General features: G+C 61.7%; 21 protein-coding genes. 13 read left to right on the plus strand and 8 right to left on the minus strand.

The window, feature by feature from the left end; all coding sequences use genetic code 11:
- Positions 1-45 precede the first annotated feature (45 nt).
- On the plus strand, positions 46-936 hold the full coding sequence (gene mutM, locus AB7828_RS21870; protein WP_441231144.1) for a bifunctional DNA-formamidopyrimidine glycosylase/DNA-(apurinic or apyrimidinic site) lyase: 891 nt from the start codon (positions 46-48) through the stop codon (positions 934-936).
- A gap of 42 nt (positions 937-978) precedes the next feature.
- Here mutM and AB7828_RS21875 read toward each other — a convergent pair whose 3' ends face one another.
- The 3 genes from AB7828_RS21875 to rutA form a co-directional block, all read right to left on the minus strand.
- Positions 979-1,953, minus strand: coding sequence for a DUF4238 domain-containing protein (locus AB7828_RS21875; RefSeq protein ID WP_441231145.1), 975 nt, complete (start codon positions 1,951-1,953; stop codon positions 979-981).
- A gap of 7 nt (positions 1,954-1,960) precedes the next feature.
- Positions 1,961-2,227 carry a hypothetical protein gene (locus AB7828_RS21880; protein ID WP_441231146.1) on the minus strand — a complete coding sequence of 89 codons (267 nt, stop codon included), beginning with the start codon at positions 2,225-2,227 and terminating at the stop codon, positions 1,961-1,963.
- 204 nt (positions 2,228-2,431) lie between these two features.
- Entirely contained in the window at positions 2,432-3,532 is a 1,101-nt protein-coding gene (rutA, locus tag AB7828_RS21885) for a pyrimidine utilization protein A (RefSeq protein ID WP_441231147.1), read from the minus strand.
- Positions 3,533-3,714: 182 nt separating this feature from the next.
- Between rutA and AB7828_RS21890 the strand changes: the two genes are divergently transcribed.
- Positions 3,715-4,512, plus strand: a complete 798-nt coding sequence (locus AB7828_RS21890; RefSeq protein ID WP_320446185.1) for a class I SAM-dependent methyltransferase — start codon at positions 3,715-3,717, stop codon at positions 4,510-4,512.
- 165 nt (positions 4,513-4,677) lie between these two features.
- Complete coding sequence (locus tag AB7828_RS21895; protein WP_441231148.1) at positions 4,678-5,355, plus strand: PilZ domain-containing protein; 678 nt, start codon at positions 4,678-4,680, stop codon at positions 5,353-5,355.
- 20 nt (positions 5,356-5,375) lie between these two features.
- On the opposite strand, the gene AB7828_RS21900 is transcribed toward AB7828_RS21895, so the two are convergent.
- From AB7828_RS21900 to AB7828_RS21910, 3 genes are read right to left on the minus strand one after another with little or no spacing between them, the layout of a single operon-like run.
- On the minus strand, positions 5,376-5,765 hold the full coding sequence (locus tag AB7828_RS21900; protein WP_120287747.1) for a type II toxin-antitoxin system VapC family toxin: 390 nt from the start codon (positions 5,763-5,765) through the stop codon (positions 5,376-5,378).
- A 14-nt stretch (positions 5,766-5,779) separates the two neighbouring features.
- On the minus strand, positions 5,780-6,019 hold the full coding sequence (locus tag AB7828_RS21905) for an antitoxin (RefSeq protein ID WP_175369421.1): 240 nt from the start codon (positions 6,017-6,019) through the stop codon (positions 5,780-5,782).
- A gap of 60 nt (positions 6,020-6,079) precedes the next feature.
- Positions 6,080-7,441: a serine protease gene (locus AB7828_RS21910; protein WP_441231149.1), complete on the minus strand. Its 1,362-nt coding sequence runs from the start codon at positions 7,439-7,441 to the stop codon at positions 6,080-6,082.
- A gap of 234 nt (positions 7,442-7,675) precedes the next feature.
- Here AB7828_RS21910 and AB7828_RS21915 point away from each other — a divergent pair, with 234 nt between their 5' ends.
- Positions 7,676-8,476: a HesA/MoeB/ThiF family protein gene (locus AB7828_RS21915; protein WP_441231150.1), complete on the plus strand. Its 801-nt coding sequence runs from the start codon at positions 7,676-7,678 to the stop codon at positions 8,474-8,476.
- 55 nt (positions 8,477-8,531) lie between these two features.
- Here AB7828_RS21915 and AB7828_RS21920 read toward each other — a convergent pair whose 3' ends face one another.
- Entirely contained in the window at positions 8,532-9,533 is a 1,002-nt protein-coding gene (locus tag AB7828_RS21920; protein ID WP_441231151.1) for an aldo/keto reductase, read from the minus strand.
- 118 nt (positions 9,534-9,651) lie between these two features.
- Between AB7828_RS21920 and AB7828_RS21925 the strand changes: the two genes are divergently transcribed.
- A complete protein-coding gene (locus AB7828_RS21925; protein WP_441231152.1) occupies positions 9,652-10,605 on the plus strand; it encodes a LysR family transcriptional regulator in 954 nt (317 codons plus the stop codon).
- Here the strand turns inward: AB7828_RS21925 and AB7828_RS21930 are convergent.
- Positions 10,582-11,685, minus strand: a complete 1,104-nt coding sequence (locus AB7828_RS21930) for a DUF2336 domain-containing protein (protein WP_089266433.1) — start codon at positions 11,683-11,685, stop codon at positions 10,582-10,584. The two genes, AB7828_RS21925 and AB7828_RS21930, sit on opposite strands and share 24 nt — an antisense overlap.
- Before the next feature lie 362 nt (positions 11,686-12,047).
- Here AB7828_RS21930 and rimP point away from each other — a divergent pair, with 362 nt between their 5' ends.
- The 8 genes from rimP to pnp all read left to right on the plus strand — a co-directional run bounded on the left by rimP (position 12,048) and on the right by pnp (position 22,518).
- The gene (gene rimP, locus AB7828_RS21935) at positions 12,048-12,827 is read left to right on the plus strand and encodes a ribosome maturation factor RimP (protein WP_120287753.1); all 780 of its coding nucleotides are present in this window, start codon (positions 12,048-12,050) and stop codon (positions 12,825-12,827) included.
- Positions 12,828-12,830: 3 nt separating this feature from the next.
- Positions 12,831-14,435, plus strand: a complete 1,605-nt coding sequence (gene nusA / locus AB7828_RS21940; RefSeq protein WP_068734140.1) for a transcription termination factor NusA — start codon at positions 12,831-12,833, stop codon at positions 14,433-14,435.
- A gap of 16 nt (positions 14,436-14,451) precedes the next feature.
- The gene (locus AB7828_RS21945) at positions 14,452-15,240 is read left to right on the plus strand and encodes an RNA-binding protein (RefSeq protein ID WP_093758215.1); all 789 of its coding nucleotides are present in this window, start codon (positions 14,452-14,454) and stop codon (positions 15,238-15,240) included.
- Between the two features lie 9 nt (positions 15,241-15,249).
- On the plus strand, positions 15,250-18,033 hold the full coding sequence (gene infB, locus AB7828_RS21950) for a translation initiation factor IF-2 (RefSeq protein ID WP_089266436.1): 2,784 nt from the start codon (positions 15,250-15,252) through the stop codon (positions 18,031-18,033).
- 168 nt (positions 18,034-18,201) lie between these two features.
- Complete coding sequence (gene rbfA / locus AB7828_RS21955; RefSeq protein ID WP_068734171.1) at positions 18,202-18,618, plus strand: 30S ribosome-binding factor RbfA; 417 nt, start codon at positions 18,202-18,204, stop codon at positions 18,616-18,618.
- Positions 18,615-19,775 (plus strand): tRNA pseudouridine(55) synthase TruB, encoded by a 1,161-nt coding sequence (truB, locus tag AB7828_RS21960; protein WP_093757901.1) that lies wholly within the window; start codon positions 18,615-18,617, stop codon positions 19,773-19,775. The genes rbfA and truB overlap by 4 nt, the downstream gene beginning before the upstream one ends.
- A gap of 2 nt (positions 19,776-19,777) precedes the next feature.
- Positions 19,778-20,047, plus strand: a complete 270-nt coding sequence (gene rpsO / locus AB7828_RS21965) for a 30S ribosomal protein S15 (protein ID WP_068734145.1) — start codon at positions 19,778-19,780, stop codon at positions 20,045-20,047.
- A 323-nt stretch (positions 20,048-20,370) separates the two neighbouring features.
- Positions 20,371-22,518, plus strand: coding sequence for a polyribonucleotide nucleotidyltransferase (gene pnp / locus AB7828_RS21970; protein WP_068734149.1), 2,148 nt, complete (start codon positions 20,371-20,373; stop codon positions 22,516-22,518).
- Positions 22,519-22,579 lie beyond the last annotated feature (61 nt).

Here is a 22,579-nt window from a genome sequence, read left to right on the forward strand (position 1 = left end):
CAATGGGGCTATCACGTCAGCCTCTCAAGGTGAATGACGTGAATCATGCCTGAATTACCCGAAGTCGAGACCGTCCGCCGGGGCCTGCAGCCGGCCATGGAGGGGTCGAAGATCACCCGTCTGGATCTCAGGCGAAAAGACCTGCGGTTTCCGTTTCAGCCGGATTTTGCCGACAGGTTGCAGGGCCGGACCGTCGCCAGCCTTGGCCGCCGCGCCAAATATCTGCTGGCGGATCTGGATTCCGGCGATGTGCTCTTGATGCATCTGGGCATGTCCGGTTCGTTCCGGGTGGTGTCCGATGCGCCTGATGAAGAAAATGTGATGCCGGGCGCCTTCCATCATCCGCGCAGCGACGAGCGGGCACACGATCACGTCGTCTTCCATATGTCGTCGGGCCCGTCAGTGATCTACAATGATCCCCGCCGTTTCGGCTTCATGAAGATCTTTGCGCGCAGCGAGATCGAGAACGAGCCGTTCCTGAAGGACATCGGGCCCGAGCCGCTGGGCAACGCCTTCGATGCGGCGATGCTGGCCGGCGCCACCGCAGGCAAGAAGACCAGCCTCAAGGCCGCGCTGCTCGATCAGCGCGTCGTCGCCGGCCTCGGCAACATCTATGTCTGTGAGGCGCTGTTTCGCTCGCATCTGTCGCCCCGGCGGCTGGCCGCGACACTGGCGACCAAGAAGGGCGAGCCAACCGATCATTCCAGACGACTGGTCACGGCAATCCACGAGGTGCTGAACCAGGCCATCAAGGCCGGCGGCTCGTCGCTGCGCGATCACCGCCAGACCGACGGCGAGCTCGGCTACTTCCAGCACTCGTTCCAGGTCTATGACCGCGAAGGCGAGCCCTGCCAAACCGATGGCTGCTCAGGCATCGTGAAGCGCTTCGTGCAGAACGGGCGGTCGACCTTCTGGTGCCCGAAGTGTCAGAGGTGAAGTGGAAGTCTTAGCTCAGCAAACCAAGAATATAAACTGAGATCAGCGTCCCACCCTGGTGGGCGCGAATGTTGATGGTCCATACCCATTCGAAACAATGCCTGGCCGGACAGTTCTGAACTTCTTGGCCAATGCTCCGAGCGCCTCATCCTTGCAGTGGCCATAGATATAGCGGTCCGAGCGAATCGCACGTAGTTCGTTGAGAGAATCTACGTCGCGTCTCTCGAACACGCCGAGTGCCCGCGCGTCACGATCCCAAGAGGTGAGCAGCATTCTATCGCTCGACAATGGAAATGACGTTTCTGCCGTCCGATTCCTAAAACTCTGTCCCATTGCGGGATGTCGCGTTTTTGGGTCGGTCGTTAGCGCAATGGGATTGTCCCCTGTAATAAAATAACCATCCGCCGGATAAGCCAACGACCAAGTCATGTTGTAGAAAATTGGAGCCAAGTCATCTGCTGCACTTAGTGCCCTGAACGTTCTTTCCTTGGGAATCAATATTTCATAATCACCTGGCTTGATCATCGCCTGCCGAACTTTTTCGAGCGTATCCAAATCGATGGGCTCGCCGCGTTCGCGCTCGAGCGCGCTCACCATTTTCTTGAACGCTTTTGGATTTTGCGCGTAGGCAAACAACTTAGTTTGTAGCAAGCGACTCTCGATTTCAGCTTGCCGCCGTCGGGCGCCGGATGTTCTAACGAACATAATTGCGAGAAACTCCGCAAACCAGACACGTTCCTGAGTGCCTGTCTTTGGAATTATGCCACGCAAAAGCGAATCGTATACCGGCGCTGCATTAGATTCGAACGTACCTAGCATCTCTTCGATGCGAGTATCGCTTGTTCCGTCACTGCGCTTAAATGAATAGAAATGCGTCTGAGTGCCTGCTTCCAAAGGTGTCTGAGACCATTGTTTTTCAGTCAATGAATCGTATGTCCAAACCTGACCAGCGGGGTCGGTTCCGACGAAATTCTCAAGATGCATACGAGGAACGATGTGATGAGATTTGGCGGTCATTTTCCCGTTAGTAATGATGGCGCGGACTAGGTCTCAGTTCCAACATTGCAAGAATGTTTACTGCCTGCAGGTCGCGGATGCGTTTTTCGATCCGTGCTTGCTCGATCTGTGCTCGTGACGCTTCGGGTGCTGCTAAAGTAATAATACGCTTTGGTAGTGGCGGCGGAGTTTCGCGCGCTTGCTCGAAACAGAATTTGTCCTCGTGAGCGGCAAGCATCATTGCACGGTCAAGCGCCCTATCAGCGATGTCTTCAAAATAAGAGGCATAGCCCATAGGCCTAGTCCCATTCTGAGTGGGGAATAGGTAGATTTTCGCGCTCAAATGGCCGTTTTAAGGCACGCGTGGATTGTAAGATGCAATCTTATCACCTTTTGTCAGGGCGCTAACACTCTTTCTTAGCCCATGAATGTGCGCCGTGTCAGAGGTGACACCGAGTCGGGGCTGACCTTGTCGGCGACTCCTTTTTGATATCGACAGTCACATGCCTTTCAATGCCTCTGCCGCCGCCTCCGCAACTCCCTTACGCGATGTCATCAGCGGCTGAATGCGCTGTCCGAAGTCTTCGACGCCCTGGACGAAATCGTCGAAGGTGAGCAACACGCCCTCGGTGCCCGGCACGGTGGCGACGTCGTCGAGCATGCGGGCGACATTGGCGAAAGAGCCGACGAAGGTCCCCATATTGATATTGACCGCTGATGTAGGGTCCGCCATCTGGCGGATGTTGGTGTCCTTGCCTGACTTGGTGTCGACGGCACCCTGTACGCCCAGCCAGGCGACCGCTTCGTGATCCACGCCGGCTTTGTAGTGTTCCCACTTTGCGAACGCGGCTTCATCGGTCTCGGCCGCGATTACCATGAACAGGACATAGGTCGTTACGTGCCGGCCGCTCTTCCGCGTGGCCTCGATCAGCCGTTCGGCGGCGGGCGCGAAATCGGTCGGGGTGTTGACGCCCTTGCCGAAGCAGAAATTGTAGTCGGCGTATTTTGCGGAGAAGGCCATTCCGGCGCCGCTCTGTCCGGCGCAAATGATCTTCATATCGGCTTGCGGCCGCGGGCTGACGCGGCAGTCCTCCATCCGGAAAAATTCACCTTTGCGATCCGAGGCGCCGGTCTGCCAGAGGTCGCGGAGGATCTCGACATATTCCGACAGATATTCGTAACGGCGTGCGAAATAGTCATCGCCCGGCCAAAGCCCCATCTGCGAATATTCGGGACGTTGCCAGCCGGTGATGAGATTGAGGCCGAAGCGGCCATGTGAAATCGAATCGATGGTCACAGCCATGCGTGAGGCAATCGCGGGAGGCATCACGAGCGTCGCTGCCGTGGCGAATAGTTTTATTCGCTTGGTCACTGCGGCCAACCCGGCCATCAAGGTGAAGGATTCCAGATTGTGATCCCAGAATTCGGTTTTCCCACCGAAGCCACGCAATTTGATCATCGAGAGCACAAAATCGAGTCCGTAATGTTCGGCCTTTAGCGTCACCTCCTTGTTGAGGTCGAAAGTCGGCATGTATTGCGGGGCATTTTCAGAGAGCAACCAGCCATTGTTCCCGATTGGAATGAATACGCCGACCTTCATCTCGCTCTCCTCTGTAACAGGGTGACGCCTCGGGACGTCGCGAACTGTTCTGCTTGCGGTAAACCAAGCAACAACCGTGCCGATGCGTGCGCATCGCGCCGATCCCACCGTGAAGGCAACGTGGTTGCGCGCCCGGCATTTCCGGCCATGATCTGCTGCCAACACCGTATTGAGGACTCCCCATGACCGACGCATCGTCTCCCTCCATCCGCTTCAATGACGGCGCGTCCTATGAGCGGATGATGGGCGTCTGGAGCCGCAGCGCCGGCGAGGTCTTTCTGGATTGGGTGGCGCCAAAGCCGGGTCTTGCCTGGGTCGATGTCGGCTGCGGCAACGGCGCCTTCACGCAGCTGATCGCCGAGCGCCATGCGCCGTCGGTGATCGACGGCATCGATCCCTCGGAGCCGCAGCTTGCTTATGCGCGGACGCGGCCGGGTGCTGCGATGGCGGCGTTTCATCTGGGCGACGCAATGGCACTACCGTTCTCCGACAAGTCCTTCGATGTCGCCGTGATGGCGCTGGTGATCTTCTTCGTGCCGGAGCCGTCGAAGGGCGTTGCGGAGATGGTGCGTGTCGTGTCACCCGGCGGCACGGTGGCCGCCTATGCCTGGGATATGGATGGCGGCGGCTTTCCGCTGCAGCCGATCCTGGGTGAATTGCTGAAGATGGGCCAGATGCCGTCGCTTCCGCCGAGCGTGGACGCATCGCGCCTCGACGTGATGCAGTCGCTGTGGACCTCCGCCGGCCTAGTGGACGTCGAAACCCGCGTGATCGATGTCACCCGTGCCTTCACCGATTTCGACGACTTCTGGTCGGCCTCGTCCGCAGGGCCATCGGTGAAGGCAGCTCTGACGGTGATGACGCCGGAGGAGATTGTGCAGCTCAAATCGCGCGTCCGGACGGGACTTTCGGAGGATGCAACCGGCCGTATCACCTGCAGTGCCCGCGCCAATGCCATCAAGGGGCGGGTGCCCGGCTGAGGCAGAGAAGCCTCTGGCCTCCATAGCGCCAATCGCCGGGATTTTGCCGGTAATATTTCCTCAACTTGAAGGGGTATATAAGTAACGCAATAACCAAGGCGGGCGCAAATGCTGGCGTGGTTGGGTTTTCTATGGTGGTGGAAATGTACCGTAGAGGATGAACCTGTGTCCGTCGAAAAATTCCTCAAGCAGCGGGCTGTCAACGTCGTTGTCAGCGGGCAATATACGCTGTCGAATTGGCTGGATTCCGAAGGCAATCCGCGCAGCTTTGCCTGCCGGACCAGCCGCGTCTCGCCGTTCCGGATGATTGTCGATGTGCCGGTGGTCGGTCGTATCGGCGATCGCATCACGCCTTATTTCGGCGATTTCGGCCATCTCGAAGGTCGTATCAGCGACACCATCTCCGGCAGCTTCCTGCTCGAACTCAACATGACGCCGCCGATGCGTCAGAAGCTCTCGGACAAGCTGACCTGGCTGGAGAAATTCCAGAAAGACCCTACGGTGCGCGAGGAGCGCAAGCAGGCCCGCCTCATTCCCGCGAGCCCGCATTCCATGCTGACCTTCGCCGACGGCAGTATGAAGAACTGCTTCGTCATCGACATGTCCGTGTCCGGCGCCGCGATCTCGGCCGATGTGCAGCCGGAGGTCGGAACGCCGCTCGCCGTCGGCGCCTGCGTCGGCCGCGTGGTGCGCCATCTCCAGGGCGGATTCGCAGTGAAATTCGTCGAGCAGCAGAACCGCGAACAGCTCGAACGCCGGATCATCCGCGCCCCTGCCGCGCCGCCGCCGCGCGCAACGCCGTTCGCGGCGCAGATGGATTCGATGTACGAGGAAGTGGACTAGAGCATCGGACAGGCGGTTGCCTATGACAGCCAGTTCTCGACTTTCAGACCGCTCACCCGTTTGAATTCTTTCGCATTCGCAGTCACCAGCGTGGCATCGACGGCGCAAGCGTGAGCCGCGATCAGCAGGTCATTCGGGCCGATGGGGACGCCCTTCTTTTCAAGGTCGTGGCGAATGCGGGCGTATTCGGTGTCGGCCGGACTTTCCAGCGGCAGGATATCGAGCTCATTCAGCACCTGCTCTACGAGTTGCGTGAGCCGCGGTGAATTACGTTTGGCGCATCCGAACCGCAATTCGGCGGACGTAATGATGCTGACGCAAAATCCCTCGGCGCCGAGTTTACGAATTCTCTTGGCTACACGACCCGCTGGATTTCGGATCAGATCCGAGACGACGTTTGTATCAAGCATGTAGCGTGGTGTGCTCACAGCTTGATGTCCCGTAGCGGGCGCAGGCCTGCATCGACGTCCGGAAATTCTTCTGTGAAGGGCTCCATCGTATCAAGCAATGCCAGCAGGCCGCGCTTGCGTACGGGTTCGATCACCAGCCTGTCGCCGTCGCGGTGCATGACAGCTTCGTCGCCCGGTAACTCGAATTCAACGGGAATGCGGACCGCCTGATTGCGACCGTTACGAAACAGCCTGACGTGACGGGAGTCGGTCATCGGCACCTCCGCGGCATATGCTTGAGCATAGGCCAAAAGAGAGCTAATTTCCAGCGAAAACTACTTCCGCACGCAGATCACACGCACCATCGCAGCCTTCGCATCGGCCGAGCTGCCGTTCGCGTTCACGCCATTAGCTTTCACGAAATTCAGCACGAGTTCCGCGGGCACCAGAGCCGCCTGTGGCGCTGCATTCGGCGCGCCGGCTACGAGCAGCGGCTTCAATTGCGCGAGGCCCGCGAATTTGCCGTCGCTGTCGATGGCGGCCGCGCCGGAAAAGCCGAGCCCCGGTGCGGGTGACAGCGCCAGTTCGCTTCCGGTGCCGATTGGTGTGGTGGTTGCCTTCACGCTGGTGACGGCTGCGCCGCCGCCCTGGTTTTGCGGATCGGCGATCCCTACGAGATCGAGATTGGGCTTCGCTGCGCCAGCGCCAAGCGACAGCGGCTTCAGCTCGCGCGCGCCATAGATGCGCAGCAGTGCGAGATCGCGCACTTTATCTTCGGCGACTTTGTCGGCATTGCCGTAACCAGCGACGACAATGGACATGCAGCCATCGACTGCCTGGCGATCGGTGACGATGGCGCCGTCATCGCTCACCACGATTCCGCTGGCATATTCGACCTTCTTGCGCGGCGGCGGGCCAATCGCCTGTGCGCCGGTCGGGAATGCGTTGAAGGCCGACGACATCGCGATCACCACCGGCTCCATCGTGCCTTCGGTGGCCTGATCGTAGAAGATCGAGAGGATGCGGACCTCGGAGTCCTTGAACTGGCCGCGGATGTAGAACTTCTTCTGGTTCTGCAGGCCGGACAGCACGAAGAAATCTGGCTTCACCACCTGATAGTCGATTTTGCGGCCGGGCTCCTTGCGCTCGGCCTCGGCGAGCTTCGCGGTGGAGGGCGCGTCCTCCTTGCGGCGCGCCAGCGTGATCTGGACCGTGCCGGTGGAGGACGACCATTTGCTGCCGTTCGCGTCGGAGGCCTGCTGCGGCACCAGCTTGCCGGGAAGGCCAAGCCGTGCGCCGGTCACCATGTCGGTCACCATTTTCCAGCCGACATTGTCCTGAAGCTTCTTCGCCGCAGCGCGCAGCACGTCGCGTTCCTGGGGGTTCAGAACGCCCGTTTGCTTGGCGCCATTGTCCTTCTGGAATGTCTTGATCGCATTGACCATGCGATCCGAGACCTCGCCGGTAATGGCGCCGTTATATTGCCCGGTCCAAGCGAGATCTGACTGGATCCCCAGCCGCTCGGCCTGCGCCATGGCATTGGCGGTGTCGGCAGGGGTCTGCAGCGCCGGGCGGATCGGTGTGGTGGTGACCGGCTTCGGCTTGATGCCCTGCACCGCGGGAGGCGTCGCCTGCACCTGTGCGTGAGCCGCAGAGGCTGCCACGATCATCAATGTTGCTGAAAGCATCGATCTCATGACATGTCCGGTCTTGAAGCTGGTGATTGATTTCGGTGGAATTAAGCACATCTCGTGGGTCGGTGACAGCGCGGGAAGGGTTCACGACAATGCGGGACCTGATCTGTGGCCTCATCCTGAGGAGGCGCTTCTTCAGCGCCGTCTCGAAGGATGAGCTGTTCATCTCATGGTTCGAGACGCGCGCAAGAAGCGCGCTCCTCACCATGAGGGTCGGAGTTTGGAGCGACTATTGCGATGCTGAATGCCGATGAACTCGAGCGCTATGCGCGTCACATTGTGCTCCGCGAGGTCGGCGGTCCCGGCCAGACCGCGCTGCAGGGCGCGAAAGTGCTGGTGATCGGCGCCGGCGGGCTCGGTGCACCGGCGCTGATGTATCTGGCGGCCGCGGGCATCGGCACGCTCGGTGTGGTCGACGACGACACGGTATCACTGTCGAATTTGCAGCGGCAGGTCATTCACGCAACGCCGGATATCGGCGCGCTGAAGACCGACAGCGCTGCCGCAAAGATCCATGCGCTCAATCCGCATGTCAGATTTATCGGCCATGCCGTCAGGCTCAATGCAGCTAATGCGATGACGCTGTTGTCGGGCTACGACATCGTGCTCGATGGTTCCGACAATTTCACCACGCGCTATCTGCTGTCGGATGCTTGCTATCTTGCAAAGAAGCCGTTGATCTCCGCGGCTCTCGGCACTTTCGATGCCTCGCTGACCACGATTCGTGCCCATGAGGTCAACGCCTCGGGTGCATTGAACCCGACCTATCGCTGTCTGTTTCCCGAAGCGCCGCCGCCGGGCACGGTGCCGAGCTGCCAGGAAGCCGGCGTCATGGGTGCGCTGGCCGGTATGGTTGGCTCGATGATGGCGCTGGAAGCGATCCGCGAGATCGTGGGCTTTGGTGAAGGGCTGGTCGGGCGTCTGCTGATGATCGACGCCCGCAACATGCGCTTCGAGACGCTGCGTTACGGGCGCGATCCGGCGAATCCGCTGAACGGGGATGCGCCGAGCATCAGGGATTTGAGCGCATATTTGTGAGGCGCTTTCTTAATCCCTCCCGCATGGGGGAGGGATGCCATTGGCCTGTGTCGTCTCACGCCCGCTTCTTTTCACTGTCCATATGCGCGAGATGCTCGTCCGGATAACGGCCGCCGGCTGCCGCATCGGCCGGGATCGCCTCCGCCAGCGCCCTGAGATGCGCGGGCGTGAGTTTCACCTCCAGCGATCCCAGCGCTTCAGTGAGCCGATCCCGTCGGCGGGCACCGACCACGGGCAGGATGTCTTGGCCCTGCGCGGCAACCCAGGCGATCGCCACCTGCGCGACCGAGGCGCCGATCTCGCTGGCGATGGTGCGGATTTTTTCAACCAGAGCCAAGTTCCGATCGATATTCGCAGCGCTGAAGCGCGGGCTGTAGCTGCGATAGTCCTTCGCGTTGAGGTCGGTCTTGGCGAAATGGCCGCCGATCAGGCCGCGCGACAGCACGCCGTAGGCCGTGATGCCGATGCCAAGTTCGCGGCAGGTCGGCAGGATGTCGTCCTCTATGCCCCGTGAGATCAGCGAATATTCGATCTGCAGGTCGGTGATGGGATGCACCTTGTGGGCACGGCGGATGGTCTCGGAGCCGACTTCGGACAGGCCGATATGTTTGACATAGCCGGCCTTGATCAGGTCGGCGATGGCGCCGACGGTGTCCTCGATGGGCACATTGGGGTCGAGCCGCGCGGGGCGGTAGATGTCGATGACCTCGACGCCGAGCCGCACCAGCGAATAGGCCACGAAATTCTTGATCGCTATCGGGCGGTTGTCGAAGCCCATGAAGGCACCGGCGGGATCGCGCATACCGCCGAATTTGACCGAAAGCTGCAGGTTATCGTGGTCGCGGCCGCGCAGGGCTTCGGCGATCAGGAGTTCGTTGTGGCCCATGGCGTAGAAGTCGCCGGTGTCGATCAGGGTGACGCCGGCCTCCAGCGCGGCGTGGATGGTGGCAATGCTTTCGCCTCGGTCGGCCGGGCCGTAGACATCCGACATGCCCATGCAGCCGAGGCCGAGCGCGCCCACTGTCGGGCCAGTCTTTCCGAGTTGAAGGTGTTTCATGGTGGTTCTCCCAGAAGGCGGCCGGACCGATCCTTTGCCGCTGCCGCCCCGATATGAGCCCGCTCCATTGATCCGATAAGCTGGACAATCCCGAAAGGCTTGTTCACTCTGTCGAACAATGAGCGATCTCGATCTGCGCGATCTGGCGGCCTTTCTGGCAGTTGCACGGACCCGGAATTTCCGGCGGGCGGCGGTGGAGACCCATGTCTCGGTGTCCAGCCTGAGCCAGCGACTGCGTGACATGGAAGAGCGCCTCGGCGTTCGTTTGCTGCATCGCACAACGCGGAGTGTGGCGCTCACCGAGGCTGGAGAATTGCTGCAACGCAAAATCGCTCCGGCTATGGGCGATGTCCATGCTGCGTTGCAGCAAGTTCGCGATTTCGGTGATGTGCCGTCTGGCCGCCTCAGGATCAACGGTCCAGCACCAGCCATCGATATCGTGGTGGCGCCGATGGTTACACCATTTTTGCAGCAATATCCGCAGGTTGAACTTGAGATCGTTGCCGAGACGTCATTGATCGACATCGTCGCCAAGGGGTTCGACGCCGGCATTCGTTATGGCGAGGATCTGGCGCAGGACATGATCGCGGTCTCGCTGGGGCCACCGCAACGCTTCGTGATGGTGGCTTCTTCGCAATATATTGCGCAGCATGGGCGACCTATTGCACCGCAGCAATTGCTGCAGCATTGCTGCATCAGAACGCGTTTCGACAACGGTTCTATCCCGGAATGGGAGTTCGAAAAGGACGGCCAGGTGGTCCGGATACCGCCCCGGGGGCCTCTGCTGGCGAGCTATTCCCGGCTCGGGCTGGAAGCAGCCCGGGACGGACTTGGCTTTTACGCGGTGTTTGAGGGCTATGTGCGGGACGACCTCGCGACCGGGAGGTTGGTCAGCGTGCTGGAGGACTGGTTGCCGCCATTCCCGGGCCCGTTCCTGTATTATCCAAGCCGTCGGCAGCCGCCGCCGGCTTTGGCGGCGTTCGTGAATTTTGTGGCGGAGTGGCGCAAACGGGAGCGGCGGGCTGCGGCCCCGGAGAACCCCAGTGGATCAGAGCGGCAGGGGAATCGCTGAGGCGGTCTCGCGGGTCTGCCAGAAGGTCAGCACACGCTGTGCCGTGGCGGGCACCAGGCGCTCGAAATTCTGCCGGGCTTCCTCGACATCGGCGGCGGCAGGTGAACGGCCGGGGCCGAGACGCAGCGTCATCAGGGCGCGGACGGTGGCCCAAGAAATCCCGATCGATTTGCCGAGGATCAGCATCGGATCGTCGCGGTCGCCTTTGAGGAGCTGGTCGATGGTCCCGATCCGCACGCCCGACAGAGCGGCGAGGGCGGCGGCGGTTTCCTCATATTGATGGGCGCGGGCAAAGCGCAACAAAGCGCCTTCGTCCAGCTCGTCGGCCTGGTGGAGCTTGCGAATGGCACGCTGCGCGGTGGCGAAGTCGCGGGTGACGGCCAGATGCGTCGGCGTACCGGTGATGTCCTGCATCGCGCGGTTGATCGCGTTGCGCAGTTGGGGGGCGGCGGCATCGAACAGCCGGCGGCGAACCACCTCGACCGACTGCGCCAACAGGTGTTTGAGCTGTTCCGGCGCGAGATCGTCGCGTTGCCCGACCGTGACGGCGAGGGCGCCATCGTCGCTGGCGCGGCGAATGAGGCCGGTATAGCCGAGCTGCGAGAAAGCCGCACCGGCGTTGCCGGCCACGCGGCGGATCACGTCGCGGTCGCCGCGGCGGACGATCACGTCGGTAATGCGCGGGGTCAGCGTCGAGCGATCGGAGATCGCCAGCAGATGCGACTGGCCTTGGGCCTTGGCGATGTCGACCAGTGTCGGTTCGTCGATCAAAGGTGAGCGGCGCAACAGCGGCCCGGCGATCAGGATTTCGTCATCGCGGACGAGCAAGGCCACCAGTTGCGGCGGTGCGTTGACGAGATCGGACAGCCGTTCGGCCAGCTCGGTGCGTGCTTCGACCTCGGTTTGTGGAACCAGACTCGTCAGAACGCCGTCGAACAGATCGACATGGGCCGGCTGAAAACGGGACGCGCCCCGCAGGAAAAGCTCGGAAATCTTACGGACCGCCTCGCCGCGGCGCTTGGGATCGCCATCTCTGACGATGTTCTCCAGCCCGGGAATGAGCGATTTCGCCTCAGCCATCAAAAAATACTCAACACCACCATACGGAAAGGCTGGGGCACCCTAGATGGGGTTGATGAAGGAACGGTTAGTCCGCAGGATTGGGCTACCGCGGGTTGCAGAATTATTGCGGGGCAGCCACTGCGGCCTTGCCGGCGCGCAGGAAAAGGGCTATATCGCCCACAACTTATTAGGTTCTCATACGATCGCGTTTGAGAGTGGGCCCCTCGGGACCCGCTCTTTTTTATTACCTGAACGGACCTTGGCCGATAATCCGGCGAGGCTCGGCCGGGTCCAAAAGGGCCGAAAGCCCGACGCGATACACTTCTGCAGGCTGCGCGCGCATTCAGACATCCTCCAACCGGAATACTTCGATCCTGGACATGACCGACCAAAACCCAGAAACCGTTGATACCGAGCTGCTTTCCGAGCCGCGCCTGGTGATCGAGCCGGGTGCTGCGGCGCGGGTATCGGCAGTCGCTACGCCCGTGCTCGAAAACCTCGGTTACCGGCTGGTGCGGATCAAAATTTCCGGCGAGCTCGGCTGCACCGTGCAGATTATGGCGGAGCGGCCGGATGGCACCATGCTGGTCGAGGACTGCGAGGCGATCTCACACGCGCTGTCGCCGGTGATGGACGTCGCCGATCCGATCCAGCGAGCCTATCGCCTCGAAATTTCCTCGCCCGGCATCGATCGTCCGCTGGTCCGACGCTCCGATTTCGAGCGCTATCATGGCTATCTGGTTAAGATCGAGATGGCTGTCGCCGTCGGCGGCCGCAAACGCTTCCGTGGCCTGCTCGGCGCTATCGAAGGCGACGTCGTACTGATCGATCGGGAAGGCGCCCGCGACGGCGAAGACCCCATCACGCGGTTGCCGCTGGAAGATATCTCCAATGCCAGCCTGGTGTTGACCGACGAGCTGATCGCCGAGTCCATGCGCCGCGGCAAGCACGCCGAGCTTGATCTCAAGCGGGAGCTCGGTCTCGCGCCGCCGCCGGCACCGCATGCCAAGCGCAGCGATCCGAAAAAGAGCTTTGCGCCGAAGCCGAAACTCAAGGTCGCGAAAGCTGCCAAGAAGCCTTTGCCGAAGAATACCAAAGAACATCGTCTGGCCGCCGATCGTGCGCGCCGAGGCGAAATCGATCCCATCGAAGGAGAATGAGCTATGGCCGCTGTCAGCGCCAATAAACTCGAACTGCTGCAGATCGCCGACGCCGTCGCGCGCGAAAAATCGATCGACCGCAACATCGTCATCCAGGCGATGGAAGAGGCGATCGCGAAAGCGGCCCGCGCGCGTTACGGTTCCGAGACCGATGTGCATGCCGAGATTCATCCCAAGACCGGCCAGCTCTCTCTGACCCGCCACATGCTGGTGGTAGAGGACGTCGAGAATTCGTCTTTCCAGACCTCGCTGTTTGACGCGCAGCGCGCCAATCCGGGTGCGCAGATCGGCGACACTATCGCCGACACGCTTCCGCCGCTGGAATACGGCCGTATCGCCGCGCAGTCCGCCAAGCAGGTCATCGTGCAGAAGGTGCGCGAAGCCGAGCGTGACCGGCAGTACCAGGAATTCAAGGATCGCATCGGCGAGATCGTCAACGGCATCGTCAAGCGCGTCGAATACGGTTCGGTGATCGTCGATCTTGGCCGCAGCGAAGCCATCGTGCGCCGCGACGAGATGCTGCCGCGCGAAGTGTTCCGCAACGGCGACCGCGTTCGCGCCTATGTGTTCGACGTGCGCCGCGAGACCCGTGGTCCGCAGATCTTCCTGTCGCGCACCCATCCGCAGTTCATGGCCAAGTTGTTCGCGCAGGAAGTGCCTGAAATCTATGACGGTATCGTTGAAATCAAGGCCGTGGCCCGCGATCCCGGTTCGCGTGCAAAGATCGGCGTGATCTCGCGCGACTCGTCGGTGGATCCGGTCGGCGCTTGCGTCGGTATGCGTGGTTCCCGCGTGCAGGCCGTGGTCAACGAGCTGCAGGGCGAGAAGATCGACATCATTCCATGGTCGCCGGATATCGCCACTTTCGTGGTGAACGCGCTGGCGCCGGCGGAAGTCTCGAAAGTCGTGATCGATGAAGATCGTGAGCGCATCGAGGTTGTCGTTCCCGACACGAATAACCAGCTATCCCTTGCGATCGGTCGTCGCGGCCAGAATGTGCGCCTGGCTTCGCAACTGACCGGGTGGGATATCGACATCCTGACCGAGCAGGAAGAATCCGAACGTCGCCAGGCCGATTTCGAAAATTCCACGCGCGTCTTCATGGAAGCGCTGAACGTCGACGAAGTCGTCGGTCAGCTGCTCGCGTCGGAAGGTTTCACCTCGGTGGAAGAACTTTCGATGGTCGATGCCAAGGAACTGTCGGGCATCGAGGGCTTCGACGACGAAACAGCGGCCGAATTGCAGAGCCGTGCACGTGAATACCTCGAGCAGCTCGAAGCTGAACTCGAAGGCAAACGTAAGGAACTGGGTGTGGAAGACGCTTTGAAGGACGTTCCGGGCGTGACCCTCAAGATGATGGTCAAGTTCGGCGAAAACGACATCAAGACCGTCGAGGATCTTGCCGGCTGCGCCACTGACGATCTGGTGGGCTGGACCGAACGCAAGGAAGGCTCCGAGCCGACCAAGCACCCGGGCATTCTCGATGCCAGCGAAATTTCGCGTGAGGACGCCGAGCATCTGATCATGCAGGCCCGCGTCGTGGCCGGCTGGATCACCCAGGCCGATCTCGACAAGGGTGCGCCGCTCGACGCCACCGAAGAAGCGTAAGGACAATGCCACGCGCATGCTCGCCATTGCTGACCAAGCAGATCTGGATAACGGCCCCCGGAGCACCAAGCCTGGGACCGAGCGGATGTGCGTGGTCACGCGGAGCGTGCGCCCGATCGATGATCTGATCCGGTTCGTCGTCGCGCCCACGGGCGAGGCGATCCCGGATCTGAAGCGCAAGCTTCCCGGCCGCGGCCTCTGGGTCACGGCCTCCCGCAAGGCGGTGACCGAGGCGGCGAAGCGCAATCTTTTTGCCAAGGGCTTCAAGAAAGCGGTCAAGGCGTCGCCGACCCTGGCCGACGACACCGACAAGCTCATGGTGCGCGGCGTCATCGAGGCGCTGGCCATAACTGCCAAGGCCGGTCAGGTGGTTTCCGGCTTCACCAAGGTCGAAGACGCCCTGCGCCGCGGAACGGTCGGTGTTCTTCTCCACGCCTCCAACGGCGCCCCCGACGGAATCCGTAAACTGGACAGCGTTGCCCGGCAACGCGTGGAATTTGACGCGGAATCCGGCGACGACGCGCCGAAACTGCCGATCATTACGGTTTTAAGCTCCGATGAATTGGATTTGGCATTAGGGCGGTCAAATGTGATACATGCTGCCGTGCTTACGGGCCCGGCGGGCAAAACGTTCCTGTCGCGCAGCCAGACTCTGGTCCAATACCGGCTGGCTGACGACGACATCAACGCAAGCGCCAAAGCTTCGCTGACAACTGCTGCGCCGGAGACGGAGCCGCTGACGCCAACGATCTCGCTGATCGAAACTTCGACGACTGTGCGACCGCGCACAACGCAACAAGATTAGGACTGCTGAATGGTTGATACGAAAACGCCTGGTGACAAGACTCTGAGCGTTCCCAGCAAGACCTTGACGCTCAAGCCGCGCGTCGAGCAGGGCACTGTGCGCCAGAGCTTCAGCCATGGCCGCACCAAGCAGGTGGTGGTCGAGAAGCGCGGCAAGCGCCGTATGCCCGGCGATGCGCCCGCGGCTGCGCCTGTCGCCGCACCAGCAACTGCTGCTCCCGCACCTGTCGAGACTGCTGCACCAGCTCCCGTTGCTGCTGCGCCGGCTGCTCCCGCTGCAACTGCTGCGCCCGCGGCGCCGGTTGCGCGCGCTGCTGCGCCTGCACCGGCCGCACCGGCTTCCCGCACCGCTGCCCCTTCTCCCGCAGGACGCAGCTCCGCTCCGCCTCCCGCAGCGCCGCCGTCGCGCGCGCCGCAGCGCCCGCAGCCTCCGGCCCGTTCAGGTTCAGGCGTCGTGCTCCGCACCCTGACCGAAGAAGAGCGCAATGCCCGCGCCAGCGCGCTGGCCGATGCCCGCGTGCGCGAGCAGGAAGAGCGTCGCCTCGCCGAGATCGAGGCTGCCCGCCGCAACACCAAGGAATTCAAGGAACAGGAAGAGCGTGAAGCTGCCGAAGCCCGTCGCAAGGCCGAGGAAGAGCGTCACCGCCAGGAAGAAGAAACCAAGCGCCGCGCCGAAGTCGAGGCCAAGCGCCGTCAGGCTGAAGCCGATGCGAAGGCCGCCAAGCCGGCCACGACGACGGCCCGTCCCGGCGCCACCTCGACTACGCCTGCGCGTGCGCCCGGCGTCGCTGCCGACGGCACCGACGAGGATGAAGGTCCACGCGTCATTCGCCGTGGTCCCGGCGGCGCCGCGCGCCCCGTGATCGCGCCGAAGCCCACTGCCAAGCCCGGTCCGCAGAAGGAGCGCGGCCGTCTCACCGTCGTCACCGCGCTGTCGGCCGGCGACGTCCGCGAGCGTTCGATCGCCTCGTTCCGTCGCCGCACCCAGCGTCTGAAGGGTCATCAGTCGAACGAGCCGAAGGAAAAGCTGGTTCGTGAAGTCACGATCCCGGAAGCGATCACGATTCAGGAGCTCGCCAACCGTATGGCCGAGCGCGCCGTGGACGTGATCCGTCTGCTCATGAAGCAGGGCGCGATCCACAAGATCAACGACGTCATCGACGCCGACACCGCGCAGCTGGTGGCCGAAGAAATGGGCCACACCGTCAAGCGCGTTGCCGAATCGGACGTTGAAGAAGGTCTGTTCGACAAGGTCGACGATTCCACCGATACCGAGCCGCGTTCGCCGGTCGTGACCGTCATGGGCCACGTCGACCACGGCAAGACCTCGCTGCTCGACGCGCTGCGCCATGCTAATGTGGTGTCCGGCGAAGCTGGCGGCATCACCCAGCATATCGGTGCGTATCAGGTCACGTCGCCCGAGAGCGGCAAGAAGATCACCTTCATCGATACGCCAGGCCACGCTGCGTTCACCGCGATGCGTGCCCGCGGCGCCAAGGTCACGGATATCGTCATCCTGGTGGTGGCGGCCGATGACGGCGTCATGCCGCAGACCATCGAAGCCATCAACCACGCCAAGGCAGCCGGCGTGCCGATGATCGTGGCGATCAACAAGATCGACAAGCCCGACGCCAAGGCGGAGCGCGTGCGCACCGAACTGCTGCAGCATGACGTGCAGGTCGAATCCTTCGGCGGCGACGTGGTCGACGTCGAAGTGTCGGCGAAGAACAAGACCAACCTCGACAAGCTCTTGGAAATGATCGCGCTGCAGGCCGATATTCTCGACCTGAAGACCAATTCGGAGCGTCCGGCGGAAGGTACCGTGATCGAAGCCAAGCTCGATCGTGGTCGTGGTCCGGTGGCGACCGTGCTGGTTCAGCGCGGCACCCTGAAGGTTGGCGACATTATCGTGGCCGGTGCCGAAATGGGCCGTGTCCGCGCGCTGATCTCCGATCAGGGCGAGACACTGACCGCGGCAGGTCCGTCCGTGCCGGTCGAAGTGCTCGGTTTCAATGGTCCGCCGGAAGCTGGCGATCGTATGGCCGTGGTCGAGAACGAAGCCCGCGCCCGTGAAATCACCGGCTACCGCGCCCATCAGAAGCGCGAGAAGTCCGCAGCCTCCACCAACGGCATGCGCGGCTCGCTCGAGCAGATGATGAGCCAGCTGAAGACCTCGGGTCGCAAGGACTTCCCGCTGATCATCAAGGCCGACGTGCAGGGTTCGCTCGAAGCCATTCTCGGCTCGCTCGAGAAGCTCGGCACCGACGAAGTCGCCGCGCGCATCCTGCATGCGGGCGTCGGCGGCATCTCGGAATCGGACGTTACGCTGGCGGAGGGCTTCAACGCCGCCATCATCGGCTTCTCGGTTCGCGCCAACAAGGAAGCAGCCGCTGCTGCCAAGCGCAACGGCATCGAAATCCGCTACTACAACATCATCTACGACCTCGTGGATGACGTGAAGAAAGCCATGTCCGGTCTGCTCGCGCCCACGCTGCGCGAAACCATGCTGGGCAATGCGCAGATCCTCGAAGTGTTCAACATCTCGAAGGTCGGCAAGGTTGCGGGTTGCCGCGTCACCGACGGAACCGTGGAACGCGGCGCGAATGTGCGCCTGATCCGCGACAACGTCGTGGTGCACGAAGGCAAGCTGTCGACACTGAAGCGCTTCAAGGACGAAGTGAAGGAAGTGGCGTCAGGCCAGGAATGCGGCATGGCGTTCGAGAACTACGGCGACATGCGCGCCGGCGACGTGATCGAGTGTTACCGCGTAGAGACCATCCAGCGCTCCCTGTAAGTCCAAATCTTACAGAGAGACAGGATTTAAACGAGACGTCATGCCCGGCCTGCGCGAAGCTAGCTTCGCTAGATGGCCGGGCATCCACGTCTTTGAATTTCAAAAGAGCAGTCGTGGATGGCCGGGACAAACCCGGCCATGACGAATTTTGTTTTCGTAGGGAAACCGATGCCCAAGCATCACCAAAAATCTGCCGCGCCGGGCGGCTCGCAGCGTCAATTGCGCGTTGGCGAGCTGATGCGCCACGCGATTGCCGATATCCTGTCCCAAGGTGGGGTCCACGATCCCGTTCTGCAGACCACCATCATCACCGTGCCCGAGGTGAAGATGTCGCCCGATCTCAAGCTCGCCACCGTCTATGTGATGCCGCTCGGCGGCCAGAACACCGAACCGGTGCTGAAGGCGCTTGCGGCGAACAAGAGCTTCCTGCGAACCGAGGTCGCGTATCGCGTGAACCTCAAATACGCCCCCGATCTCCGCTTCCGCATCGATGAGCGCTTCGACGAAGCCGAACGCATCGACAAACTCCTGCGCACGCCTGCCGTTGCGCGCGACCTCAAACCAGACTCGGACGAAAACGAATGACTGTGACGACCCCAGCCGCCGCCCTCGATTCACGCCTCGATGAAGCGGGCAATGGCGAGCCCACCCTGTCTCCGGCCGTGCAGCACGGCGACCACGGTCAGCAAGGTGACCGCGGCGGCAATGACCAGCGTCAGCATCAGGGCCATCGCGGCAATAACGATCCCCGCCATCAGGGCGGCAAGCAGCGTCAGCAGGGCCAGGTCCGGCGCGACAAGCGCGACGTTCATGGCTGGGTGATCCTCGACAAGCCGATCGGCATGACCTCGACCCAGGCCGTCGCGATCGCCAAGCGCCTGTTCCAGGCCAAGCGCGCCGGCCATGCCGGTACCCTTGATCCGTTGGCGTCCGGCGGTCTGCCGATCGCGCTCGGCGAAGCCACCAAGACGGTTCCGTTCGTGATGGACGGCCGCAAGCGCTATCGCTTTACGGTCGCTTGGGGCGAGGAACGCGATACCGACGACACCGAGGGCCGTGCGACCTTCACCAGCCCGAATAGGCCAACGGCCGACCAGATCAGGGCTCTGCTGCCGCAATTTACCGGCAATATCGAACAGACCCCGCCGCAATACTCGGCGATCAAGATCCAGGGCGAGCGCGCCTATGATCTCGCCCGCGACGGCGAGGTGGTGCCGCTGGTTCCCCGACCGGTTGTGATTCACGAATTAGTCCTGACAGAACAGCCAGATAGCGACCATGCCGTGTTCGAAGCCGAGTGCGGCAAGGGCACTTACGTGCGTGCGCTGGCCCGCGATATCGGCCGTTTACTCGGCTGCTACGGCCATATCAGTGCGCTCCGGCGTACCCTGGTCGGACCTTTCGCCGAAGCCGACATGATTCCGCTGGAACAGTTGGAGGCTTTGTGCGATAGAGCCGCGTCTGGCGAGGGTAGCCTCGCCGACGCGCTACTGCCCGTTGAGACCGCGCTGGACGACATCCCGGCACTGGCCGTCACACGGGCGGATGCGGCAAGGCTCCATCGGGGCCAAGCCGTTTTGTTGCGCGGACGGGATGCGCCCGATTGTAGCGGCACAGTTTATGTCACGGTGGCAGGGCGATTATTGGCCCTCGCTGAAGTTGGCAATGGCGAACTCATCCCCAAGCGCGTGTTTAACCTGACCGGACTGACCGCCAGTTCGGCCCGCAAAGAAAGTAACTGACGATGTCGATTACCGCAGAACGCAAAGCGGAAGTCATCAAGACCAATGCCAACAAGACCGGCGACACTGGTTCGCCGGAAGTCCAGGTTGCGATCCTCTCCGAGCGCATTGCCAACCTGACCGGACACTTCAAGACCCACACCAAGGACAACCATTCCCGCCGTGGTCTTTTGAAGCTCGTCTCCACGCGTCGTTCGCTGCTTGACTACATCAAGCGCAAGGACGAGGCGCGCTACAAGGCGCTGCTCGAGAAGCACAACATTCGCCGCTAAGCGAAATCACGCGCGCAAAAACCCTTTGCGCGCGTTTTTTGTAGCGGAAGCCATGTGCGGCTTTCGCGATAACGTTCAGAAGCAATCCGGCAACTGGACGATGACGGGCAAGGTGCCCGTCGCGCGGTGCGATCCTCCAAAGATCCCCGCGACCATCGGAAGGATGGACGCCATTCAGAATACCAGAGCCATGGCAGGATCGCCGGACGCTGATTTCGCGACATCGCGAGCAGCCTCTTGCCGTCTTGCGCATGGCTTTTGTGTTTTGGACTTCAGTGTTTTTGGCCGTCACGTCCTCCGTGAACCCATGAAAGAAACCTAAGATGTTTAATGTTCACTCCGTCGAGATCGATTGGGGCGGTCGTCCGCTCAAGCTGGAAACCGGCAAGGTTGCCCGTCAGGCTGACGGCGCCGTCATCGCCACCTATGGCGAGACCGTCGTTATCGCCACCGTCGTCGCCGCGAAGACTGCCAAGGATGGCATCGACTTCCTGCCGCTGACCGTCGACTACATCGAGAAGACCTATGCAGCCGGCCGCATTCCCGGCGGCTACTTCAAGCGCGAAGGTCGCCCGACCGAGAAGGAGACGCTGGTCTCCCGCCTGATCGATCGCCCGATCCGCCCGCTGTTTGTCGATGGCTGGCGCAACGAAACCCAGATCGTCGTCACCGTGCTGTCGCACGACATGGAAAACGATCCGGACATTCTCGCGCTGGTCGCCACTTCGGCTGCGCTGACGATTTCCGGCGCCCCGTTCCAGGGCCCGATCGGTGCAGCCCGCGTCGGCTTCATCAATGATGAATACGTGCTCAACCCGACCCTCGACGAAATGGCCGACACCAATCTCGACCTCGTCGTCGCTGGCACCGGCGATGCCGTGCTGATGGTGGAATCGGAAGCCAAGGAGCTCAACGAAGACGTGATGCTCGGCGCCGTGATGTTCGGTCACCGCCACTTCCAGCCGGTCATCAAGGCGATCATCGAGCTCGCCGAGAAGGCCGCAAAGGAGCCGCGCGAGGTCAAGACCATCGATGACAGCGAAATCGAGAAGGAAATGCTCGGTCTCGTCGAAGCCGAGTTGCGCGCTGCTTACGCGATCCCTGTGAAGCAGGACCGCTACGCTGCCGTCGGCGCCGTCAAGGCGAAGGCGATGGCACACTACTTCCCGGAAGGTCAGGAGCCGAAATACGACAAGCTCCGCATCGCCGGTGTGTTCAAGGAACTGGAATCGAAGATCGTTCGCTGGAACATCCTCGACACCAAGAAGCGCATCGACGGCCGCGACCTGACCACGGTTCGTCCGATCGTCGCCGAAGTCGGCGTGCTGCCGCGCGCTCACGGTTCGGCGCTGTTCACCCGCGGTGAAACCCAGGCGCTGGTCGTGACCACGCTCGGCACCGGTGAAGACGAGCAGTACATCGACTCGCTGTCGGGAACGTACAAAGAGACGTTCCTGCTGCACTACAACTTCCCTCCCTACTCGGTCGGCGAGACCGGTCGTATGGGCGGTACCAAGCGTCGCGAAATCGGCCACGGCAAGCTCGCCTGGCGCGCAATCCATCCGGTTCTGCCGGGTCACCACGAATTCCCGTACACCGTGCGCGTGGTGTCGGAGATCACCGAGTCCAACGGTTCGTCGTCGATGGCATCGGTTTGCGGTGCTTCGCTGGCGCTGATGGATGCGGGCGTTCCGATGAAGCGTCCGACGGCGGGTATCGCCATGGGCCTGATCCTCGAAGGCGCTCGATACGCGGTTCTGTCGGACATCCTGGGTGATGAAGATCACCTCGGCGACATGGACTTCAAGGTGGCTGGTACTGATACCGGCATTACCTCGCTGCAGATGGACATCAAGATCGCCGGTATCACCGAAGAGATCATGAAGGTCGCTCTGGGTCAGGCCAAGGAAGGCCGCATTCACATTCTCGGTGAGATGTCGAAGGCGCTCAACAACGCCCGTGCCGAGCTCGGCGAATACGCACCGCGCATCGAGACCTTCAAGATTGCTACCGACAAGATCCGTGAAGTGATCGGCACCGGCGGCAAGGTGATCCGCGAGATCGTCGAAAAGACCGGCGCCAAGGTCAACATCGAAGACGACGGCACCGTGAAGGTGGCCTCATCCGATGGTGAGTCGATCAAGGCTGCGATCAAGTGGATCAAGTCGATCGCTTCGGATCCGGAGCTCAACGCGATCTATGAAGGCACCGTGGTCAAGGTCATGGAGTTCGGTGCATTCGTGAACTTCTTCGGCGCCAAGGACGGTCTGGTTCACATCAGCCAGCTCGCCGGCGGCCGCGTCCAGAAGACCTCCGACGTCGTCAAGGAAGGCGACAAGGTCAAGGTCAAGCTGCTCGGCTTCGACGATCGCGGCAAGACGCGTTTGTCGATGAAGGCGGTCGATCAGGAGACCGGCGAAGACCTCGAAGCCAAGCAGAAGGCCGCCGAAGGCGCGACTGCAGCGGAGTAATTTTTGCGACATAGAGAATGCGAAAGGGCGGCCGAGAGGCCGCCCTTTTTGTTTAGCGGCA

This window comes from Tardiphaga sp. 215_C5_N2_1 (genome assembly GCF_052076055.1).
Taxonomy (GTDB): domain Bacteria; phylum Pseudomonadota; class Alphaproteobacteria; order Rhizobiales; family Xanthobacteraceae; genus Tardiphaga; species Tardiphaga robiniae.

What these genes read in the sequence shown, in the direction of transcription:
- AB7828_RS21890 (WP_320446185.1), top strand. Translation starts at nt 3,715, where the DNA reads ATGACCGACGCATCGTCTCCCTCCATCCGCTTCAATGACGGCGCGTCC.
- AB7828_RS21900 (WP_120287747.1), bottom strand. Translation starts at nt 5,765, where the DNA reads ATGCTTGATACAAACGTCGTCTCGGATCTGATCCGAAATCCAGCGGGT.
- rimP (WP_120287753.1), top strand. Translation starts at nt 12,048, where the DNA reads ATGACCGACCAAAACCCAGAAACCGTTGATACCGAGCTGCTTTCCGAG.
- AB7828_RS21910 (WP_441231149.1), bottom strand. Translation starts at nt 7,441, where the DNA reads ATGAGATCGATGCTTTCAGCAACATTGATGATCGTGGCAGCCTCTGCG.
- AB7828_RS21930 (WP_089266433.1), bottom strand. Translation starts at nt 11,685, where the DNA reads ATGGCTGAGGCGAAATCGCTCATTCCCGGGCTGGAGAACATCGTCAGA.
- AB7828_RS21915 (WP_441231150.1), top strand. Translation starts at nt 7,676, where the DNA reads ATGCTGAATGCCGATGAACTCGAGCGCTATGCGCGTCACATTGTGCTC.
- rpsO (WP_068734145.1), top strand. Translation starts at nt 19,778, where the DNA reads ATGTCGATTACCGCAGAACGCAAAGCGGAAGTCATCAAGACCAATGCC.
- infB (WP_089266436.1), top strand. Translation starts at nt 15,250, where the DNA reads ATGGTTGATACGAAAACGCCTGGTGACAAGACTCTGAGCGTTCCCAGC.
- AB7828_RS21925 (WP_441231152.1), top strand. Translation starts at nt 9,652, where the DNA reads ATGAGCGATCTCGATCTGCGCGATCTGGCGGCCTTTCTGGCAGTTGCA.
- pnp (WP_068734149.1), top strand. Translation starts at nt 20,371, where the DNA reads ATGTTTAATGTTCACTCCGTCGAGATCGATTGGGGCGGTCGTCCGCTC.
- AB7828_RS21905 (WP_175369421.1), bottom strand. Translation starts at nt 6,019, where the DNA reads ATGACCGACTCCCGTCACGTCAGGCTGTTTCGTAACGGTCGCAATCAG.
- AB7828_RS21920 (WP_441231151.1), bottom strand. Translation starts at nt 9,533, where the DNA reads ATGAAACACCTTCAACTCGGAAAGACTGGCCCGACAGTGGGCGCGCTC.
- AB7828_RS21880 (WP_441231146.1), bottom strand. Translation starts at nt 2,227, where the DNA reads ATGGGCTATGCCTCTTATTTTGAAGACATCGCTGATAGGGCGCTTGAC.
- AB7828_RS21875 (WP_441231145.1), bottom strand. Translation starts at nt 1,953, where the DNA reads ATGACCGCCAAATCTCATCACATCGTTCCTCGTATGCATCTTGAGAAT.
- mutM (WP_441231144.1), top strand. Translation starts at nt 46, where the DNA reads ATGCCTGAATTACCCGAAGTCGAGACCGTCCGCCGGGGCCTGCAGCCG.
- AB7828_RS21945 (WP_093758215.1), top strand. Translation starts at nt 14,452, where the DNA reads ATGCTCGCCATTGCTGACCAAGCAGATCTGGATAACGGCCCCCGGAGC.
- truB (WP_093757901.1), top strand. Translation starts at nt 18,615, where the DNA reads ATGACTGTGACGACCCCAGCCGCCGCCCTCGATTCACGCCTCGATGAA.
- rbfA (WP_068734171.1), top strand. Translation starts at nt 18,202, where the DNA reads ATGCCCAAGCATCACCAAAAATCTGCCGCGCCGGGCGGCTCGCAGCGT.
- rutA (WP_441231147.1), bottom strand. Translation starts at nt 3,532, where the DNA reads ATGAAGGTCGGCGTATTCATTCCAATCGGGAACAATGGCTGGTTGCTC.
- nusA (WP_068734140.1), top strand. Translation starts at nt 12,831, where the DNA reads ATGGCCGCTGTCAGCGCCAATAAACTCGAACTGCTGCAGATCGCCGAC.